Here is a 16,669-nt window from a genome sequence, read left to right as displayed (position 1 = left end):
TCTCCTTCAGATATCAGTGATGTGCAACGACCGGTGACCGTGTGTCCGGTCACCGCCGCAATGCCTCGACGGGCTGGATACGGCTGGCTCGCCATGCCGGATAGAGACCCGCGACCAGCCCGGTGACCAGCCCGATGGCCGGCGCGGCCGCGACGGTCCCGGGATGGATGACGGGGGTCCAGTCCCGCGCGAGCGCGACCCCGACGACGGTCAGGGTGCCGAGCGACGTGCCGACCAGCCCTCCGAGTGCCCCCAGTACTCCGGACTCGGCCAGGAACTGGGACGTGATGTGGCGTCCACAGGCGCCGAGGGCGCGCCGGAGACCGATCTCGCCGGTTCGTTCCAGCACGGCGACCAGCGTGGTGTTGGCGATGCCGATGGTGCCGATGAACAGGCAGATCGCCGCGAGCAGGAGGAAGAGCTGGTCGAGATCGCCGCTGACCTCGTTGCGCAGCGCCCTCGGGTCGGCCGGCGGGACGGCCTTGAAGTACTCCGGGTGAGCGGGGTCGAGCGCCACGGCCGCCTCACCCGCGACCTGGGACGCGGCACCGATCTCCGTCTCGATCAGCATCTTGGCCCCACCGGCCGGAGGCCCCCACACCTTCTGGGCGGTCGTGCGGGGGACGACGACCGAGAGCAGCAGGTCGGCCTTCCGCTGCACGTCTCCGACGATGCCGATCACCGTGAAGGCCTCGTTGCCGATGAAGACGGCGGGGCGGGTCTCCAGGGTGGTGATGCCCAGTCGGCTCGCCACACCGGCACCGAGGACGGCGACGTGCTGGTGGGTGGAGTCGTGCCAGGCGTCGAAGGTCCGGCCCTCGGTCAGGGTCGGCACCGCGGCGCTCAGCACACCGGACGAGGCGGCCATCACCTGGATCTGGCCGCCGTCTCCGGAGGCGCCGACCGGCGCCGACCGTACGGCCGTGCCCTCGTCCAGCCGGACGGGCCAGTACACGCCCGCGTTGCGCACGCCGTTGAGACCCTCCACCCGATCGTCGGCGTCGGTGGGGAAGGTCAGGTCCTGGAACTCGTCCTGTTCACGGGCGATGTCCTCCACGGTGACCTCGGTCGCGCTGAGGGCGTTGAAGCGGTCGTCGATCTGGGAGGAGGCCGTTGCCGTCAGGCCCAGGATGGCGACGAAAGTGCCCACGCCGAGGACCGTGCCCAGCGAGGTGAGGACCGAGCGGGCCGGCCGCTGAAGGACGCCGGCGAGCGCCTCGGACACCAGGTCCCGCGCGCGCAGCCGGGAACGGAGCACGGCGGGCTCGCCGGTGCGCGGTGCCGATCGGCTCCGCCCCACGGCGGGGAGGCGCCGATGCGGCTTCATACGGACTCCGGTTCGGAGAGGAAGCCGTCACGGATGGCCACCGTTCGGCTGCCGCGCGCGGCGACGGCCGGGTCGTGGGTGATGACCATGAGGGTCATGCCTGCCTGATGCAGCTGCTCCAGGAGCTCCAGGATGGAGGCGGCGGTGGTCGAGTCCAGGCTTCCGGTGGGCTCGTCGCAGAGGAGCAGCGAAGGGTCTCCCACGAGAGCGCGGGCGATGGCCACGCGCTGTCGTTCGCCGCCCGAGAGCGTGCTGGGCAGCGCGTCGAGCCGATGGCCGAGCCCGACACGCACGAGCGTCTCGCGGGCTCGCTCCCTGCGCTCGTCGTGACCGATGCCTTGGTAGAGAAGGGCGAGGGCGACGTTCTCCCACGCCGGCCGGTGGGGCAGCAGATGGAAGGACTGGAAGACGAAGCCGATCCGACGCCCCCGCAGCGCGGTCCGCTCCCGGTCCTTCAACGCGCCGGTGTCGACGCCGTCGAGGAGGCAGATCCCCTCGGTGGGAGCGTCCAGTAGCCCGACGATGTTGAGGAAGGTGGACTTGCCCGCCCCGGAAGGGCCGACGACCGTCACGAACTCCCCCCGGGACACGGTCAGGTCGCAGGCTGCGAGTGCCTTGACCGGCGGCGGGCCGGGATAGGTGAGCCCCGCTCCGCGCAGTTCCACGACCGGAGGTCTCCCCTGCTCGGGTCTCACGGGGTGCCCTCCCCCATGCCGTACGCCCCGGCATCCGCGAGGCCGGTGCGTACGCCGGTGATGACCCGTGCCCCCTCCGTCAGCTGCCCCGGCGTGCGGGGGTGGATCTCCACGTACCCGTCGCCGGTCGCACCGGTGGTGACCTCGATACGCGTCTGGGCGCCGCCCGCTCCGAGGACCGTGACCGACGTTCTGCCGTCGGCTCCGGCGAACACGGCGGACACGGGCACGGCCAGGGTCTCCGCCGTGGTGGCAGCGGCTTCCACCGTGAGTCTGACGCCCTGCCCCGCGAGCGAGGGGTCGAGCGGCTTGTCGGGCTTGATCAGGGTGAGGAAGCCGGATCCGCCCGAAGACGCGCCCGGCGTGCCCGGCTCCGTGGATGCCGCCTGCGCGGCGGAAGCCGTCGCGGCGACCGAACTGACGGTCGCGGACGCAGTGGTGCCGGTCACCTCGGAGAGGATCTCCACCTTCTGTCCGGGCCGCACGAGGCCTCGCTGGTGGGGCGGCAGGTCTCCCCTGACCACGAGCGCGCCGGCGGAGACGGTGAGCGCGGGCTTTCCGGCGAGCTGGCCGCCCACCCTCGCGCTCACGCTGTCGACCCGGGCGGGGAATCGCGAGAGGAATACCACCTCGGAAGCGGGCAGCATGGATCCGTTGTCGGCCTGTACGGCGGCGAGTCGGGTGCGCGCCTTGCGCAGGTCCTCGTCGGCCCGGGTGGCCTGCTTGCGCAGGTCGGCCGGCTGATGGCCGCCTCCGGCGCCGACATCACCCCGCACGTCGGTGTCCTCGGTGGTGGCGCCGGGCTTCGAGGGCGCTGCGCCACGGGCCACGGCCTCGTGGGCGTCCTCGGCCGCCCGCTCCGCCGCGGAGACCGCTTCGGTGGCAGCGGTGAGCTGCTCCTGGGCATCGGCCTGCGCCGGAACCGGCTCGTACCCGATGGAGCGGTAGAAGGCGGTGAGGGCGCTCTTGGTGCCCGCCCCGAAGTTTCCGCGAGGGTCGCCTCCCGTGCGGTGGCCGAGCTCCGCGAGAGCCTTCTGCAACTGGGCGACGTCGGCGCCCTCGGCGCCGGGCTTGAGGTCACGGTAGACGGGCAGTGCACCCTGGAGGACCACCACGGGACGGCCCGAGACCTCCAGGACCACCTGCCCGTGCCTGAGCTGCTGCCCGGCGACGACCGGCACCTTGGTGACGACGGCGGCACCCTCGCCACCGCCTCCCGCGGGTGTCACGTCCATCGACTGCTCGGCGGCCACCGTGCCTCGCAGGATGACCGAGTCCCTCAGGACCCGGCGTTCGACCGGGGCGGACAGGACGCTGGGCGGTGGAGCTTCGGAATCGGCGAGCGCCTGCGCCGGAGACTTGATCATCTGCGCGGCCGTGAGGCCGGCCGCGGACAGCAGCACCGCTCCCAGAGCCGTGCCCACGGCCCATCGCCGCCGCTGGGACATGCTGCCTGTTGCGTTCGTCGTCGACCTTGCGGCCACTTGGCCCTCTCCCCTTCACCCCGATCGCCCCCACACCGCGTGGCCGCCGCCCCCGCCCCGGCACGCGCGCGGGGCACACGCGCCAGGGGTGGGGGCGACGGTTCAGTGGTGGAGCGTCACTGCCACTTGAAAGAGGCGTTCTCGTTGTACGTGTTCGCCAGGTTGCGCGAGCGCGGCAGCGGAGTGGCCGGGGCCGTCGCGTCGAAGGCGCCCTGCCACCAGCTGGAGTAGTAGACGTAACCGGCGAAGGAGGTGTGTCTGTTGGTCACCGAGGCGGCGTTGTTCTTGAGGCCCTGGCCGGAACCGTTGCCCGTGCCGGGGCAGAACTTCAGCGGGTAGTCCAGGTCGGGGTCCGCGGTGCCGGGCACGTGGTACATGTCCGTGGCGGCCAGGTTGGCGTGGTTGTAGCCGAGGTTGCGGCGGGCGCCGGCGGCATTCGAGTTGAAGTGGAAGGTGAACTTGAACTCACTGCCGGAACAGGCGGCCGGGTCACCCCAGTTGGCGTCCTCCTGCCAGTTGTAGGCCTGGGCCGTCATCGTCGACGACACCAGCGCGACAGCGGAAACGGAGGCGACCATGGCGCTCCGGATCACGGTACGGATATTCATTGACTTTCCCCTGTAATGCGGCAGCACGAAATGGACAATCGGCCCCAGGGCACTGCCGATTCGCCCTGGGGAACATTGGGAGACATCAGACGCCCGGCGTCGCGGGCGCGAGGTGGTCAGCCGCTCTTGCCCAGGACCCGGGCAGCGTTCTTGACCGCCTTCTCGAGGTCGGACCTGACGGTCTGCAGACGCTCCGCGTTGCGCTCGACCGCGCTCTTCTGGAGTTCGGCCTCGGCCGTGTACCAGGTCTTGACGACGGAGTTCTTCTCGCGGCAGCCGAGGTCGGCCTTGGCCGTCGCCAGCTCCAGCGACCCGGCCTTCATGCTCGCGAACCTGCGGTCGTTGACCGCGTCCATCGGCTCGGCGTACTGGTAGCCCTGGGACTTCATGCAGGCCGACCAGCCGCTGAAGGCCTTCCTTACGGCCGGGCTCTCCTTGGATTTGATGTAGGCCTGGTTGGCCAGGTCCTGCGGCAGGGTGGACTCCGCTTCGCCGGGACCGATGATCCGGCTGTGCGCCTCGCCGAGGCAGCCGCCGGAGGGCGCCGTCCCGGCTCCGGCCTGGCCGGTCAGCACGGCCTCCTGCTCGGGCGGCAGCACGGTGCTCTGCATCGCCTTGCGCTCCTGCTCGGCGACCATGGCCAGATCGACCGCGGGCTTGTACCCGTACTGTGCGGCCACCTCGGCGTCATGAATGCCGTAGCGGAGGTCGGTCAGGGACTTCGGCCCGTACTGGGGAAGCTTCGGCGCGGGCTTGTAGGCGAACCCATGACGCTTCATGCAGGAGGCCACGAGCGATTCCCGGGCGTCCCGGATCAGTTCCTGCTGCCCCTTGTCGGGCATGTACGCCTGCAGCGGCAAGGTCCAGCCGGCCGGCCCACCGTCAAGGGCCGCCGGACCGGCGCCCGCTGACGGTGCGTCAGCGCTTCCCCCCGCGCAGGAGATCGCGCCGAAGGAAACGGCCACCGCGAAGACCGCGGAACGGCAGAGTGAAACCCTCGACGGAGAGACGCCCAGCAACTTGATTCCCCCACAACCCGCAAACCGGTCAAGTTTGCGCCCCAACAGGCGGCATCGGGGCTCACCGATTCGGCACCGCCCCTGCAGCCACAGCTTGATCATTAGAGCATCTCGCCGGGCTCTTGAGGTAACGGGAAGCTATCGACCAGGCAAGATGCCCCACCGGCGCCCATCCGCAAGGACACATCCCGACCCCAGAGGGGGGCTGGGATGTGAGGTTAGGCTACCCTCACTCCCATCTGAATCGACTGGCCGGAAACCGACGAAGGAAGACCGTCCCATGGCGCACGTCCCCACCTCCCCCCTCACCCGTCGCGGTCTGCTGGCCGCGGGCGGCGCCCTCGGGCTCGGCGCCGCGCTCGCCGCCTGCGGCAACGAACCGAAGACGAGCGGTGGCTCCTCCGCCGCGGCGAAGTCCGGCGGCTGGGAGTTCAAGGACGACCGCGGCCAGGTGGTCAAGACGAAGTCGACTCCGAAGAACATCGTCGCCTTCACCGGCATGGCCGCCGCGCTCAAGGACTTCGGCGTCGAGGTCAAGGGCGTCTTCGGCCCGACGTACGTCGAGGACCCGAAGACCAAGGAGAAGAAGCCCGACGTCCAGGCCGGCGACCTCGACATCGCGAAGGTCGCGGTCATCGGCAACATCTACAACGAGTTCAAGATCGAGGAGTACCTCAAGCTCAACCCCGACGTCCTCATCACGGACATGTGGGAGAAGAACGACCTCTGGTACGTCCCGGCCGAGCAGAAGGACAAGATCCTCAAGATCGCCCCGAGTGTCGCGCTCTGGGCCGCCGGCTCCTCGATGCCCAAGGTGCTCCAGCGCCACGTCGACCTCGCCACCTCCCTCGGCGCGGACGTCACGGCGAAGAAGGTCCAGGACGACAAGGCCCGGTTCGAGGCCGCCGCCGAACGCCTGCGCAAGGCCGCCCAGGCGAAGAAGGACATCAAGGTCCTGATCGGCTCCGGTTACCCGGACATCTTCTACGTCTCCACGCCGGGACGCCCCGCCGACACGCTCTTCTTCAAGGAGCTCGGCGTCAATATGGTCGAGCCCGAAAAGCTGGACCCCAGCGGCTGGTTCGAGCTCCTGAGCTGGGAGAACGTCGACAAGTACAAGGCCGACGTCATCCTGCTCGACAACCGCACCTCGGCCCTGCAGCCGGAGGCCCTGAAGGCCAAGCCGACCTGGGCCGCGCTGCCCGCCGTCAAGGCCGGCCAGGTCTTCCCGCGCGTGACCGAGCCCGTCTACTCCTACGCCAAGTGCGCCCCGCTCCTGGAGGACCTGGCGAAGGCGCTGGAGAACGCGAAGAAGGTGGCCTGACCCGATGACGACCGCCGAGACCGCCCCGTTCCGGTTCTTCAACCTCCAGGTCGACAGGACGAGGCGGCTCGGCCCGTCCCTGGTCCGCGTCACCTTCACGGGAGAGGACCTCACGTCCTTCGCCGCCGGCGGACGCGACCAGTCGCTCTCCCTCTTCCTGCCGCACCCCGGCCAGGAGGCCCCCGTCCTGCCGCCGCTGGACAACCCCGACATGTACGCGATCCTCGGCGCCTGGCGCGCGATGCCGGACGACGAGCGGGCCGTGATGCGCTCGTACACCGTCCGGGAGCAGCGCACGGAGCCGCGGAACGAGGTCGACATCGACTTCGCGCTGCACGAGGACGGCGGCCCCGCCTGCCGCTGGGCGCAGCGCGCCGAGCCGGGTGACCGGGTGGTCGTTCTCGGTCCCGCGGTTCCGGCCAACACCGCCGTCCGCTTCCAACTGCCGGACGACGCCGACTCCGTACTCATCTGGGCGGACGAGACGGCCCTTCCGGCCGCCGCGGCGATCCTGGAGTGGCTGCCGGCCGAAACCCGCGCCCACGTCTATCTCGAAGTCCCCTACTCCGGCGACCGCCTGGAGCTGGCGACGCAGGCCGACGCCACCGTCACATGGCTGATTCGCGAGGAGGGTGCGCCCTCCGGTGTGGACGCGGTGCGCGCCGCCGAGCTGCCCGGCCGGGCGCCGTACGTCTGGATCGCGGGCGAGTCCGGTGCGGTCAAGGCGCTGCGCCGTCACTTCGTGCGGGAGCGTGAACTGGACCGCCGACGTGTGACGTTCGTCGGCTACTGGCGCAAGGGACTGTCCGAGGACGCTCTGCGCGAGGTGCCGGACGAGACGCAGGACGACGCTTAGCAGGACGGCCGGGCGGCGCGTTGCCGCCCCGTACGTTCACTCAATAGCCCTTCATCCAGCCATGGATGGGGGGCTATTTTGCGCCAAAGTTAGGTTAGGCTAACCTCACTTCGAACTGATCGAGTCCCCGTCCCCGGGAGGACCCCCCACATGCGCTCGCACCTGCTCAATGACGCCACGGCGGAGAGCTACCGGCGCTCCGTCACCGAAGGAGTCGAGCGGGTGGCGGCCAAACTCGCCACGACGCGTCGCCCGTTCACCGGCGTGACCCCCGCCGAGCTGGCTCCCACCGTCGACGCCGTCGACCTCGACAAGCCGCTCGGCGACTCGTCCGCCGCTCTGGACGAGCTGGAGAGCGTCTACCTCCGCGACGCCGTCTACTTCCACCACCCGCGCTACCTGGGCCACCTCAACTGCCCGGTCGTGATCCCCGCCGTCCTCGGCGAGGCCGTCCTCTCGGCGGTCAACTCCTCGCTCGACACCTGGGACCAGAGCGCGGGCGGCACCCTCATCGAGCGCAAGCTCATCGACTGGACCTGCGGCCGCATCGGCCTCGGACCGGCCGCCGACGGCGTGTTCACCAGCGGCGGTACGCAGTCCAACCTCCAGGCGCTCCTGCTCGCCCGCGAGGAGGCCAAGACGAAGGACCTGGCGAAACTCCGGATCTTCTCCTCGGAGTGCAGCCACTTCAGCGTGCAGAAGTCGGCCACCCTCCTCGGCCTCGGCGCCGACGCCGTCATCTCGATCCCGGTCGACCGCACCAAGCGGATGCAGTCCGTCGTCCTCGCCGCCGAGCTGGAGGCCTGCCGCGCCGAGGGGCTGACCCCGATGGCGATCGTCGCCACCGCCGGCACCACCGACTTCGGCTCCATCGACCCGCTGCCCGAGATCGCCGCCCTGGCGGACGAGTACGGCGCCTGGATGCACGTCGACGCCGCCTACGGCTGCGGACTCCTCGCCTCGCGCGACCGCCGCCACCTCCTGGACGGCATCGAGCACGCGGACTCCGTCACCGTCGACTACCACAAGTCCTTCTTCCAGCCGGTGAGTTCCTCCGCCGTCCTGGTCAGGGACGGAGCGACGCTGCGCCACGCCACGTACCACGCGGACTACCTCAACCCCCGTCGCACGATCGCGGAGCAGATCCCCAACCAGGTCGACAAGTCCCTCCAGACCACCCGCCGCTTCGACGCGCTCAAGCTGTGGATGACCCTGCGCGTGATGGGCGCCGACGGTGTCGGAGAGCTCTTCGACGAGGTCTGCGACCTGGCCGCGGCCGGCTTCGAGCTGCTCGCCGCCGACCCGCGCTACGACGTGGTCGTCCAGCCGCAGCTGTCCACGCTCGTCTACCGCTACATCCCCGAGGCCGTCACCTCGCCCGCGGACATCGACCGCGCCAACCTCTACGCCCGCAAGGCGCTCTTCGCCTCCGGCGAGGCCGTCGTCGCCGGGACCAAGGTCGACGGCCGCCAGTACCTGAAGTTCACCCTGCTCAACCCCGAGACGACCCTGGCGGACATCGCCGCCGTCCTCGATCTGATAGCCGGCCACGCCGAGCAGTACCTGGGAGAGACCCTTGTCCACGCCTGATATCCCCGACACGTACGACTTCATCGGCATCGGGCTCGGTCCGTTCAACCTCGGCCTCGCCTGCCTGACCGAGCCCATCGACGAGCTGAACGGCCTCTTCCTGGAGTCCAAGCCGGACTTCGAGTGGCACTCGGGGATGTTCCTCGAAGGCGCCCACCTCCAGACCCCGTTCATGTCGGACCTGGTCACGCTCGCCGACCCGACCTCCCCGTACTCCTTCCTCAGCTATCTGAAGGAGAAGGGCCGGCTCTACTCCTTCTACATCCGCGAGAACTTCTACCCGCTGCGCACCGAGTACAACGACTACTGCCGCTGGGCCGCCGCGAAGCTCTCCTCCATCCGCTTCTCCACCACCGTCGCCTCCGTCTCGTACGACGAGGCCGGCGAGGAGTACGTGGTGACGACCGAGGCCGGAGAGACCTTCCGTGCCCGCCGGATCGTGCTCGGCACCGGCACCCCGCCGTACGTCCCCGACTCCTGCCAGGGCCTCGGCGGCGACCTGATCCACAACTCGCGCTACCTCCAGAACAAGGAGGAGCTCCAGAAGAAGAAGTCGATCACCCTGGTCGGCAGCGGCCAGAGCGCGGCGGAGATCTACTACGACCTCCTGTCCGAGATCGACGTCCACGGCTACAGGCTCAACTGGGTGACCCGCTCGCCGCGCTTCTTCCCGCTGGAGTACACCAAGCTCACGCTGGAGATGACCTCGCCGGAGTACGTGGACTACTTCCACGCGCTGCCCGAGCAGACCCGGTACCGCCTGGAGACCCAGCAGAAGAACCTGTTCAAGGGCATCGACGGCGAGCTGATCGACGCGATCTTCGACCTGCTCTACCAGAAGAACCTGGCCGGCCCGGTCTCCACGCGCCTGCTCACGAACTCGGCGCTGCACTCCGCCGCGTACGACGACACCAGCGGCACGTACACGCTCGGCTTCCACCAGGAGGAACAGGAGAAGGACTTCACCGTCGAGACCGAGGGCCTGATCCTCGCGACCGGCTACAAGTACGCCGTCCCCGCCTTCCTGGAGCCGGTCAAGGACCGCCTCACGTGGGACGGACAGGGCCGCTTCGACGTGGCCCGCAACTACTCGATCGACACGACGGGACGCGGCGTCTTCCTGCAGAACGCCGCCGTGCACACGCACTCCATCACCTCGCCCGACCTGGGCATGGGGGCGTACCGCAACGCGTACATCATCGGCGCCATGCTGGGCTCCGACTACTACCCCGTCGAGAAGACCATCGCTTTCCAGGAGTTCGCGGTATGACCGTTCGCATCCGTCCCTACGATCCTCTCGGGGACGCCGAGCTGATCCACCCCTGGGTCACTCACCACAAAGCCGCCTTCTGGATGATGCAGGACGCGAAGCTCGAGGACGTCGAGCGCGAGTACATGGCGATAGCCGCCCACCCGCACCACGACGCCTTCATCGGCCTGGTGGACGAGAAGCCCGTCTTCCTCATGGAGCGGTACGACCCCCGGTACGTCGAACTGGTCGGCCTGTACGAGCCGCTCCCGGGCGACGTCGGCATGCACTTCCTCGTCGCGCCCACCGACACCCCCGTGCGCGGCTTCACCCGGACGGTCATCACCGCCGTGATGGCCGAGCTCTTCGCCGACCCGGCGACCGAGCGGGTCGTCGTCGAGCCGGACGTCCGCAACACCGCCGTCCACGCGCTCAACGAGGCCGTCGGCTTCGTGCCGGAACGGGAGATCCAGAAGCCGGAGAAGCAGGCCCTGCTGAGCTTCTGCACCCGCGCGCAGTTCGAGACCGCCGTGGGAGCCACCGCATACGGCGAATTCCCGGGGGACGACCCCCGGACCCCCGGCGAGAAGGATGACCGGTCGAGCCTGACGAACTCGCTCGTCGGAGGTGCGTCCCTGTGAACCCCGTCGCCCACCTCACCCCCGCCCGCTGGGCGGACGCCAACCGCGCGCTGATCCGCAAGGGTCTCGCCGAGTTCGCCCACGAGCGCCTCCTCAACCCGCAGGAGCTGGGAGAGAGCCGCTACAAGGTCCTCGGCGACGACGGCGCGACCGAGTACCGGTTCACCGCCGACCGCTTCGCGCTCGACCACTGGCACGTCTACCCGGAGTCCATCAGCCGCCACCGCGGCGAGGAGCAGCTCCCCCTCGACGCCCTGATGTTCATCACCGAGCTGCGCGGCTCGCTGGGCCTGAGCGACGAGATCCTGCCGGTCTATCTGGAGGAGATCTCCTCCACCCTGGCCGGTACGGCGTTCAAGTCGACCAAGCCCCAGGTCACCGCCGCCGAGCTGGCGCGCGCGGACTTCCAGGCGATCGAGACCGGGATGACCGAGGGTCACCCCTGCTTCGTCGCCAACAACGGCCGGCTCGGCTTCGGTGTGGACGAGTACCGCGCGTACGCCCCCGAGGCCGCCAGCGAGATCCACCTGATCTGGCTGGCCGCGCGCCGCGACCGCACCACCTTCACGGCCGGCGCGGGCATCGAGTACGACGCGTTCATCCGCGCCGAGCTGGGCGACAGGACCGTCGACGGGTTCGCCGAGATCCTCGCCGAACGCGGCCTGGACCTGGCGGACTACCTGCTGATGCCGGCCCACCCCTGGCAGTGGTGGAACAAGCTGTCGGTCACCTTCGCCGCCGAGGTCGCCCAGGAGCGCCTGGTCTATCTGGGCGAGGGCGACGACGGCTATCTGGCCCAGCAGTCGATCCGTACCTTCTTCAACTCCTCCGACCCGGCCAAGCACTACGTCAAGACGGCGCTGTCGGTCCTCAACATGGGCTTCATGCGCGGGCTCTCGGCCGCGTACATGGAGGCGACCCCGGCGATCAACGACTGGCTGGCGGGGCTGATCGAGGCCGACTCCGTCCTCCAGGCGGCCCGCTTCTCGATCATCCGCGAGCGGGCGGCCGTCGGCTACCGGCACCTGGAGTACGAGGCCGCCACCGACCGCTACTCGCCGTACCGCAAGATGCTCGCCGCGCTCTGGCGCGAGTCGCCGGTGGCCTCGCTGGCCCCGGGCGAGCGGCTCGCGACGATGGCCTCGCTGCTCCACGTCGACCACGCGGGCGCGTCGTTCGCCGGGGCCCTCGTCAAGGAGTCGGGCCTGGCTCCGACGGAGTGGCTGCGCGGCTACCTGGACGCGTACCTGCTGCCGGTGCTGCACAGCTTCTACGCCTACGACCTGGTCTACATGCCGCACGGCGAGAACGTGATCCTGGCCCTCGACGAGCGCGGGGCGGTCTCCCGCGCGATCTTCAAGGACATCGCCGAGGAGATCTGCGTGATGGACCCGGCCGCGGTCCTGCCGCCGGCGGTGGAGCGGGTCCGCGCCGAGGTCCCCGAGGACATGAAGCTGCTGTCGATCTTCACGGACGTCTTCGACTGCTTCTTCCGCTTCCTCGCGTCGACGCTGGCGGCGGAGGGAGTGCTCGACGAGGACGCGTTCTGGCGGACGGTCGCGGAGTGCGTGCGCGGCTACCAGGAGTCGAAGCCGGAGCTGGCGGAGAAGTTCGCGCAGTACGACATGTTCGCGGAGACCTTCGCGCTCTCCGCCCTCAACCGCCTCCAGCTGCGCAACAACAAGCAGATGGTGGACCTGGCGGACCCGTCGGCGGCGCTCCAGCTCGTCGGCGACCTGGTGAACCCGATCGCGCGGTTCACCCGTTGAGACCGGCGCGGGCCCGGCGGAGTACGGTCCTCCGCCGGGCCCGCGCGTCGTTCTACTCGGCCGCGGGCCAGGGAACCTGCGGCGAGCGGTAGTAGTCGATCCCGAGCGCCTCGAACCGCGGACCCTGCTCCGCGAGCCGCGCCTTGTACTGCTCCCAGTCGTGCGTCGCCGCCGGGGACCAGCCCAGCTCCGCCACGCCCGGCAGGCGCGGGAACGCCATCTGGTCGACGTGGGCGTCCGTGGAGATGGTCTCCGTCCACAACGGCGCCTCGACGCCCTTCACGGCCGACTCCGGCGCGCCCGGCAGATAGGCCGCCGGGTTCCAGTCGTAGGAGCGCTGCACCTCGACGTAGCCGGCCCAGGCGAGGCCCAGCTTGGTGTCCTTCGTGTACTTCATGTCGAGGTAGACCCGGTCGGCGGGCGAGAGGATCAGCCCGGTGCCGTTCCGCGCCGCCGCCGCGACCTGCTCCTTCTCCGCGGCGCTGGTGCGGTCGAGTCCCCAGTACTGCGCGAGCGCGCCCTCGGCCGGCGTGGCGCCGGTCAGCTGGTGCCAGCCGATGACGGTCTTGCCGTACTTGGCGACGACCGGCTGGACCTTGTCCATGAAGGCGACGTAGTCCGCGTGGGGTGTGGAGTGCGCCTCGTCGCCGCCGATGTGGAGGTACTTCCCGGGGGTCAGCGCGGCGAGCTCGCGGATCACGTCGTCCACGAAGTCGTACGTGACCTCCTTCGGCACGCACAGGGAGCTGAAGCCCACGTTGGTGCCCGTGTAGAGCGGCGGGGCGACTCCGTTGCAGTTCAGCTCGGCGTACGAGGCGAGTGCGGCGTTGGTGTGTCCGGGCAGGTCGATCTCGGGGACGACCTCCTGGTGGCGGGAGGCGGCGTAGCGGACGATCTCCTTGTAGTCGTCCTTGGTGTAGTAGCCGCCGGGGCCGCCGCCGACCTGGGTGGAGCCGCCGTAGGTGGCGAGCCGGGGCCAGGAGTCGATGGCGATGCGCCAGCCCTGGTCGTCGGAGAGATGCAGGTGCAGCTTGTTGATCTTGTAGAGGGCGAGCTGGTCGATGTAGCGCTTGACCTGCTCGACCGTGAAGAAGTGGCGGGAGACGTCGAGCATCGCTCCCCGGTAGGCGTAGCGCGGGGTGTCGGTGATGGTGCCGCCCGCGACCTGCCAGGGGCCGGGCTGCACCGTGCGCTTCTCGACGGCCGCCGGGAGCTGCTGGCGCAGGGTCTGGACGCCCCGGAAAAGACCGGTGGGGCGGTGGGCCGTGAGGGTGATGCCGCTGCGTGTCGACTGCAGCCGGTAGCCCTCGTCGCCGAGCGCGGCGTCCCGGGTGAGGCGGAGCCGGATGCCGCCGGCCGCCGCGTTCTCGTCGACGACGGGCAGCGCGTGACCGGTCGAGGGGCGGAGGATCCCGGCGAGGTAGTCGGCGACGGCACGGGACTCGCGGGAGGCCTTGTCGACGCGGATGCGGGTGGCGGCGTTGATCGTGTACGGCTGTCCGCCGGGCGCCACGGAGGCGGGGGCCGGGACGACCCGGCCGAGCGGACGGAGGGCGGGTTCGGCGGCGGAGTGGGCGGTGGGGGCGGCTCCGACGCAGGAGATGCCGGCCGCCGCAAGGAGCAGCAGGGCACCGAGCACACGGGGAAGCGTTCTGCGCTGTCTCACAGACATGGTCCCTTTCGATGGACTTCGCGGCTGTGGATATGCGTATCCGAACAGTCACCATGCGTACCGTGGACCACTTGCGCGGTCAAGGTGTAGACCAATTTGACCGCCCAGGGCGGCGATCATGGAGAGCTCTGCCCGATTTCGGGCAGGATTCTTGCGAAGTCACCCGGGTACCCCTCAGTATTCACGGGTGCTCGAACGCCGCCCGTCGCATGACGACCTCATCGACCACCTGGTGCGCAGCACCGCGCTGCAGCGCGGTGAGGCCGCCCGGGTGGTTCTCGACGTACTGGCGTACTTCGACGAGTCGACCGAGACGTTCGTCCGCCGCCGCCACCGCGAACTGCAGTCCGGTGGCGCCGTGAACGCCGAGATCTTCGAGCGCATCGCGGCCGAGCTGCCGCACCGCGCCGTGGCGCCGCCGGAGCTCTCGCTCCGACAACTGCGCCGCATCGTCTACGGCTGAGCACACCCACTACCTTGGAGGGGTTACACCTTTATGTGCGGAATTGTCGGTTACATCGGAAAGCGCGACGTGGCCCCGCTGCTGCTGGAAGGTCTGCAGCGGCTGGAGTACCGGGGGTACGACTCCGCCGGCATCGTGATCACCAGCCCGAAGGCCTCCGGCCTGAAGATGGTGAAGGCCAAGGGCCGGGTCCGTGACCTCGAGGCCCGCGTCCCCAAGCGCTTCACCGGCACCACCGGCATCGCCCACACCCGCTGGGCCACCCACGGCGCGCCGAGCGACATCAACTCGCACCCGCACCTGGACCCCGAGAACAAGGTCGCGGTCGTCCACAACGGCATCGTCGACAACGCCCAGGAGCTCCGCGCCAAGCTGGAGGCCGACGGCGTCGTCTTCGCGTCGGAGACCGACACCGAGGTCATCACCCACCTGATCGCCCGCTCCCAGGCCACCAGCCTGGAGGAGAAGGTCCGCGAGGCGCTCAAGGTCATCGAGGGCACCTACGGCATCGCCGTCATGCATGCCGACTTCAACGACCGCATCGTGGTGGCCCGCAACGGCTCCCCGGTCGTCCTCGGCATCGGCGAGAAGGAGATGTTCGTCGCCTCCGACGTCGCCGCCCTGATCGCCCACACCCGCCAGGTCGTCACCCTCGACGACGGCGAGATGGCCACCCTGAAGGCCGACGACTTCCGTACGTACACGACCTCGGGCGCCTCGACGACGGCCACCCCGGAGACCGTGGAGTGGGAGGCCGCCTCCTACGACATGGGCGGCCACGACACGTACATGCACAAGGAGATCTCCGAGCAGCCCGACGCGGTCGACCGCGTGCTGCGCGGCCGGATCGACGACCGCTTCTCCACGGTCCACCTGGGCGGCCTGAACCTCGACGCCCGTGAGGCCCGCACCATCCGCCGCATCAAGATCCTCGGCTGCGGCACCTCGTACCACGCCGGCCTCATCGGCGCCGGGCTCATCGAGTCCATGGCCCGTATCCCCGCCGACGCCGAGCCGGCCTCGGAGTTCCGCTACCGCAACCCGGTCGTGGACCCCGACACCCTCTACATCGCCGTCTCGCAGTCCGGTGAGACGTACGACGTGCTCGCCGCCGTGCAGGAGCTGAAGCGCAAGGGCGCTCGCGTCCTCGGCGTCGTCAACGTCGTCGGCTCGGCGATCGCCCGCGAGGCCGACGGCGGCGTGTACGTGCACGCCGGCCCGGAGGTCTGCGTCGTCTCCACCAAGTGCTTCACCAACACGGTCACCGCCTTCGCGCTGCTGGCCCTGCACCTCGGCCGCATCCGCGACCTCTCGGTGACCGACGGCAAGCGGATCATCGAGGGCCTGCGCAAGCTGCCCGCGCAGATCAGCGAGATCCTCGAGACCGAGGACGAGATCAAGAAGATCGCCGCGGAGTACGCGGGCGCCCAGTCGATGATGTTCATCGGCCGCGTGCGGGGCTACCCGGTCGCCCTGGAGGCCTCCCTGAAGCTCAAGGAGATCTCCTACATCCACGCCGAGGCGTACCCGGCCTCCGAGCTGAAGCACGGCCCGCTCGCCCTGATCGAGCCGGCCCTGCCGACGGTCGCGATCGTCCCCGACGACGACCTGCTGGAGAAGAACCGCGCCGCCCTGGAGGAGATCAAGGCCCGCAGCGGCCGCATCCTCGCGGTCGCGCACCAGCCGCAGGCGAAGGCCGACCACACCATCGTCGTCCCGAAGAACGAGGACGAGCTGGACCCGATCCTGATGGGCATCCCGCTCCAGCTCCTCGCGTACCACACGGCGCTCGCCATGGGCCGCGACATCGACAAGCCGCGCAACCTGGCCAAGTCCGTCACGGTCGAGTAGCTGGGGGTCCCCCCTGCTCGAGCGAAGCCGAGAGCAGCGGGGTCAACAGGGCCCGTCACCCCCACCACGCGACCAACGCCGGGCACGCCCCGCCCCCCCCCGTCACGCACGCTCACCCGCG

At 69.8% G+C, this 16,669-nt stretch carries 14 protein-coding genes; 8 read left to right on the top strand and 6 right to left on the bottom strand.

The features are described 5' to 3' along the window. Window positions 1-49: 49 nt before the first annotated feature. The 5 genes from ACFVZW_RS01040 to ACFVZW_RS01020 all read right to left on the bottom strand — a co-directional run bounded on the left by ACFVZW_RS01040 (window position 50) and on the right by ACFVZW_RS01020 (window position 4,956). Window positions 50-1,327, bottom strand: a complete 1,278-nt coding sequence (locus ACFVZW_RS01040) for an ABC transporter permease (RefSeq protein WP_384514833.1) — start codon at window positions 1,325-1,327, stop codon at window positions 50-52. After that, window positions 1,324-2,022, bottom strand: coding sequence for an ABC transporter ATP-binding protein (locus ACFVZW_RS01035; RefSeq protein ID WP_384514830.1), 699 nt, complete (start codon window positions 2,020-2,022; stop codon window positions 1,324-1,326). Before ACFVZW_RS01035 ends, ACFVZW_RS01040 begins: the two co-directional genes overlap by 4 nt. After that, a complete protein-coding gene (locus ACFVZW_RS01030; protein ID WP_384514828.1) occupies window positions 2,019-3,446 on the bottom strand; it encodes a peptidoglycan-binding protein in 1,428 nt (475 codons plus the stop codon). Before ACFVZW_RS01030 ends, ACFVZW_RS01035 begins: the two co-directional genes overlap by 4 nt. Before the next feature lie 176 nt (window positions 3,447-3,622). Further along, on the bottom strand, window positions 3,623-4,114 hold the full coding sequence (locus ACFVZW_RS01025; RefSeq protein ID WP_384514825.1) for a hypothetical protein: 492 nt from the start codon (window positions 4,112-4,114) through the stop codon (window positions 3,623-3,625). A 116-nt stretch (window positions 4,115-4,230) separates the two neighbouring features. Then, window positions 4,231-4,956 carry a hypothetical protein gene (locus ACFVZW_RS01020; RefSeq protein WP_384514822.1) on the bottom strand — a complete coding sequence of 242 codons (726 nt, stop codon included), beginning with the start codon at window positions 4,954-4,956 and terminating at the stop codon, window positions 4,231-4,233. 457 nt (window positions 4,957-5,413) lie between these two features. On the opposite strand from ACFVZW_RS01020, the gene ACFVZW_RS01015 reads away from it, so the two are divergent. From ACFVZW_RS01015 to ACFVZW_RS00990, 6 genes are all read left to right on the top strand, one after another. Beyond that, the gene (locus ACFVZW_RS01015; protein ID WP_384514819.1) at window positions 5,414-6,457 is read left to right on the top strand and encodes an ABC transporter substrate-binding protein; all 1,044 of its coding nucleotides are present in this window, start codon (window positions 5,414-5,416) and stop codon (window positions 6,455-6,457) included. A gap of 4 nt (window positions 6,458-6,461) precedes the next feature. Next, window positions 6,462-7,313, top strand: coding sequence for a siderophore-interacting protein (locus ACFVZW_RS01010; RefSeq protein WP_384514816.1), 852 nt, complete (start codon window positions 6,462-6,464; stop codon window positions 7,311-7,313). 150 nt (window positions 7,314-7,463) lie between these two features. Continuing rightward, entirely contained in the window at window positions 7,464-8,903 is a 1,440-nt protein-coding gene (locus ACFVZW_RS01005) for a pyridoxal phosphate-dependent decarboxylase family protein (RefSeq protein ID WP_384514814.1), read from the top strand. Then, window positions 8,890-10,173: a lysine N(6)-hydroxylase/L-ornithine N(5)-oxygenase family protein gene (locus tag ACFVZW_RS01000; protein WP_384514812.1), complete on the top strand. Its 1,284-nt coding sequence runs from the start codon at window positions 8,890-8,892 to the stop codon at window positions 10,171-10,173. Before ACFVZW_RS01005 ends, ACFVZW_RS01000 begins: the two co-directional genes overlap by 14 nt. Then, window positions 10,170-10,793: a GNAT family N-acetyltransferase gene (locus ACFVZW_RS00995; protein WP_384514809.1), complete on the top strand. Its 624-nt coding sequence runs from the start codon at window positions 10,170-10,172 to the stop codon at window positions 10,791-10,793. Before ACFVZW_RS01000 ends, ACFVZW_RS00995 begins: the two co-directional genes overlap by 4 nt. Continuing rightward, the gene (locus ACFVZW_RS00990; RefSeq protein WP_384514806.1) at window positions 10,790-12,562 is read left to right on the top strand and encodes an IucA/IucC family protein; all 1,773 of its coding nucleotides are present in this window, start codon (window positions 10,790-10,792) and stop codon (window positions 12,560-12,562) included. Before ACFVZW_RS00995 ends, ACFVZW_RS00990 begins: the two co-directional genes overlap by 4 nt. A gap of 52 nt (window positions 12,563-12,614) precedes the next feature. On the opposite strand, the gene ACFVZW_RS00985 is transcribed toward ACFVZW_RS00990, so the two are convergent. After that, window positions 12,615-14,234, bottom strand: a complete 1,620-nt coding sequence (locus tag ACFVZW_RS00985) for a beta-N-acetylhexosaminidase (protein ID WP_384514803.1) — start codon at window positions 14,232-14,234, stop codon at window positions 12,615-12,617. 187 nt (window positions 14,235-14,421) lie between these two features. On the opposite strand from ACFVZW_RS00985, the gene ACFVZW_RS00980 reads away from it, so the two are divergent. Continuing rightward, window positions 14,422-14,697, top strand: a complete 276-nt coding sequence (locus ACFVZW_RS00980; RefSeq protein ID WP_361439670.1) for a hypothetical protein — start codon at window positions 14,422-14,424, stop codon at window positions 14,695-14,697. A gap of 33 nt (window positions 14,698-14,730) precedes the next feature. Continuing rightward, on the top strand, window positions 14,731-16,548 hold the full coding sequence (glmS, locus tag ACFVZW_RS00975; protein ID WP_384514800.1) for a glutamine--fructose-6-phosphate transaminase (isomerizing): 1,818 nt from the start codon (window positions 14,731-14,733) through the stop codon (window positions 16,546-16,548). Window positions 16,549-16,669: the final 121 nt, after the last annotated feature.

This window comes from Streptomyces sp. NPDC059567 (assembly GCF_042735655.1).
Lineage (GTDB): Bacteria > Actinomycetota > Actinomycetes > Streptomycetales > Streptomycetaceae > Streptomyces.
The sequence above is the reverse complement of the archived record's forward strand: the minus strand, read 5'-3'. Positions and strand labels throughout refer to the sequence as shown.

What these genes read in the sequence shown, in the direction of transcription:
- ACFVZW_RS01020 (WP_384514822.1), bottom strand. Translation starts at nt 4,956, where the DNA reads ATGCCCGACAAGGGGCAGCAGGAACTGATCCGGGACGCCCGGGAATCG.
- ACFVZW_RS01015 (WP_384514819.1), top strand. Translation starts at nt 5,414, where the DNA reads ATGGCGCACGTCCCCACCTCCCCCCTCACCCGTCGCGGTCTGCTGGCC.
- ACFVZW_RS01010 (WP_384514816.1), top strand. Translation starts at nt 6,462, where the DNA reads ATGACGACCGCCGAGACCGCCCCGTTCCGGTTCTTCAACCTCCAGGTC.
- glmS (WP_384514800.1), top strand. Translation starts at nt 14,731, where the DNA reads ATGTGCGGAATTGTCGGTTACATCGGAAAGCGCGACGTGGCCCCGCTG.
- ACFVZW_RS00985 (WP_384514803.1), bottom strand. Translation starts at nt 14,234, where the DNA reads ATGTCTGTGAGACAGCGCAGAACGCTTCCCCGTGTGCTCGGTGCCCTG.
- ACFVZW_RS00995 (WP_384514809.1), top strand. Translation starts at nt 10,170, where the DNA reads ATGACCGTTCGCATCCGTCCCTACGATCCTCTCGGGGACGCCGAGCTG.
- ACFVZW_RS01025 (WP_384514825.1), bottom strand. Translation starts at nt 4,114, where the DNA reads ATGAATATCCGTACCGTGATCCGGAGCGCCATGGTCGCCTCCGTTTCC.
- ACFVZW_RS01005 (WP_384514814.1), top strand. Translation starts at nt 7,464, where the DNA reads ATGCGCTCGCACCTGCTCAATGACGCCACGGCGGAGAGCTACCGGCGC.
- ACFVZW_RS01040 (WP_384514833.1), bottom strand. Translation starts at nt 1,327, where the DNA reads ATGAAGCCGCATCGGCGCCTCCCCGCCGTGGGGCGGAGCCGATCGGCA.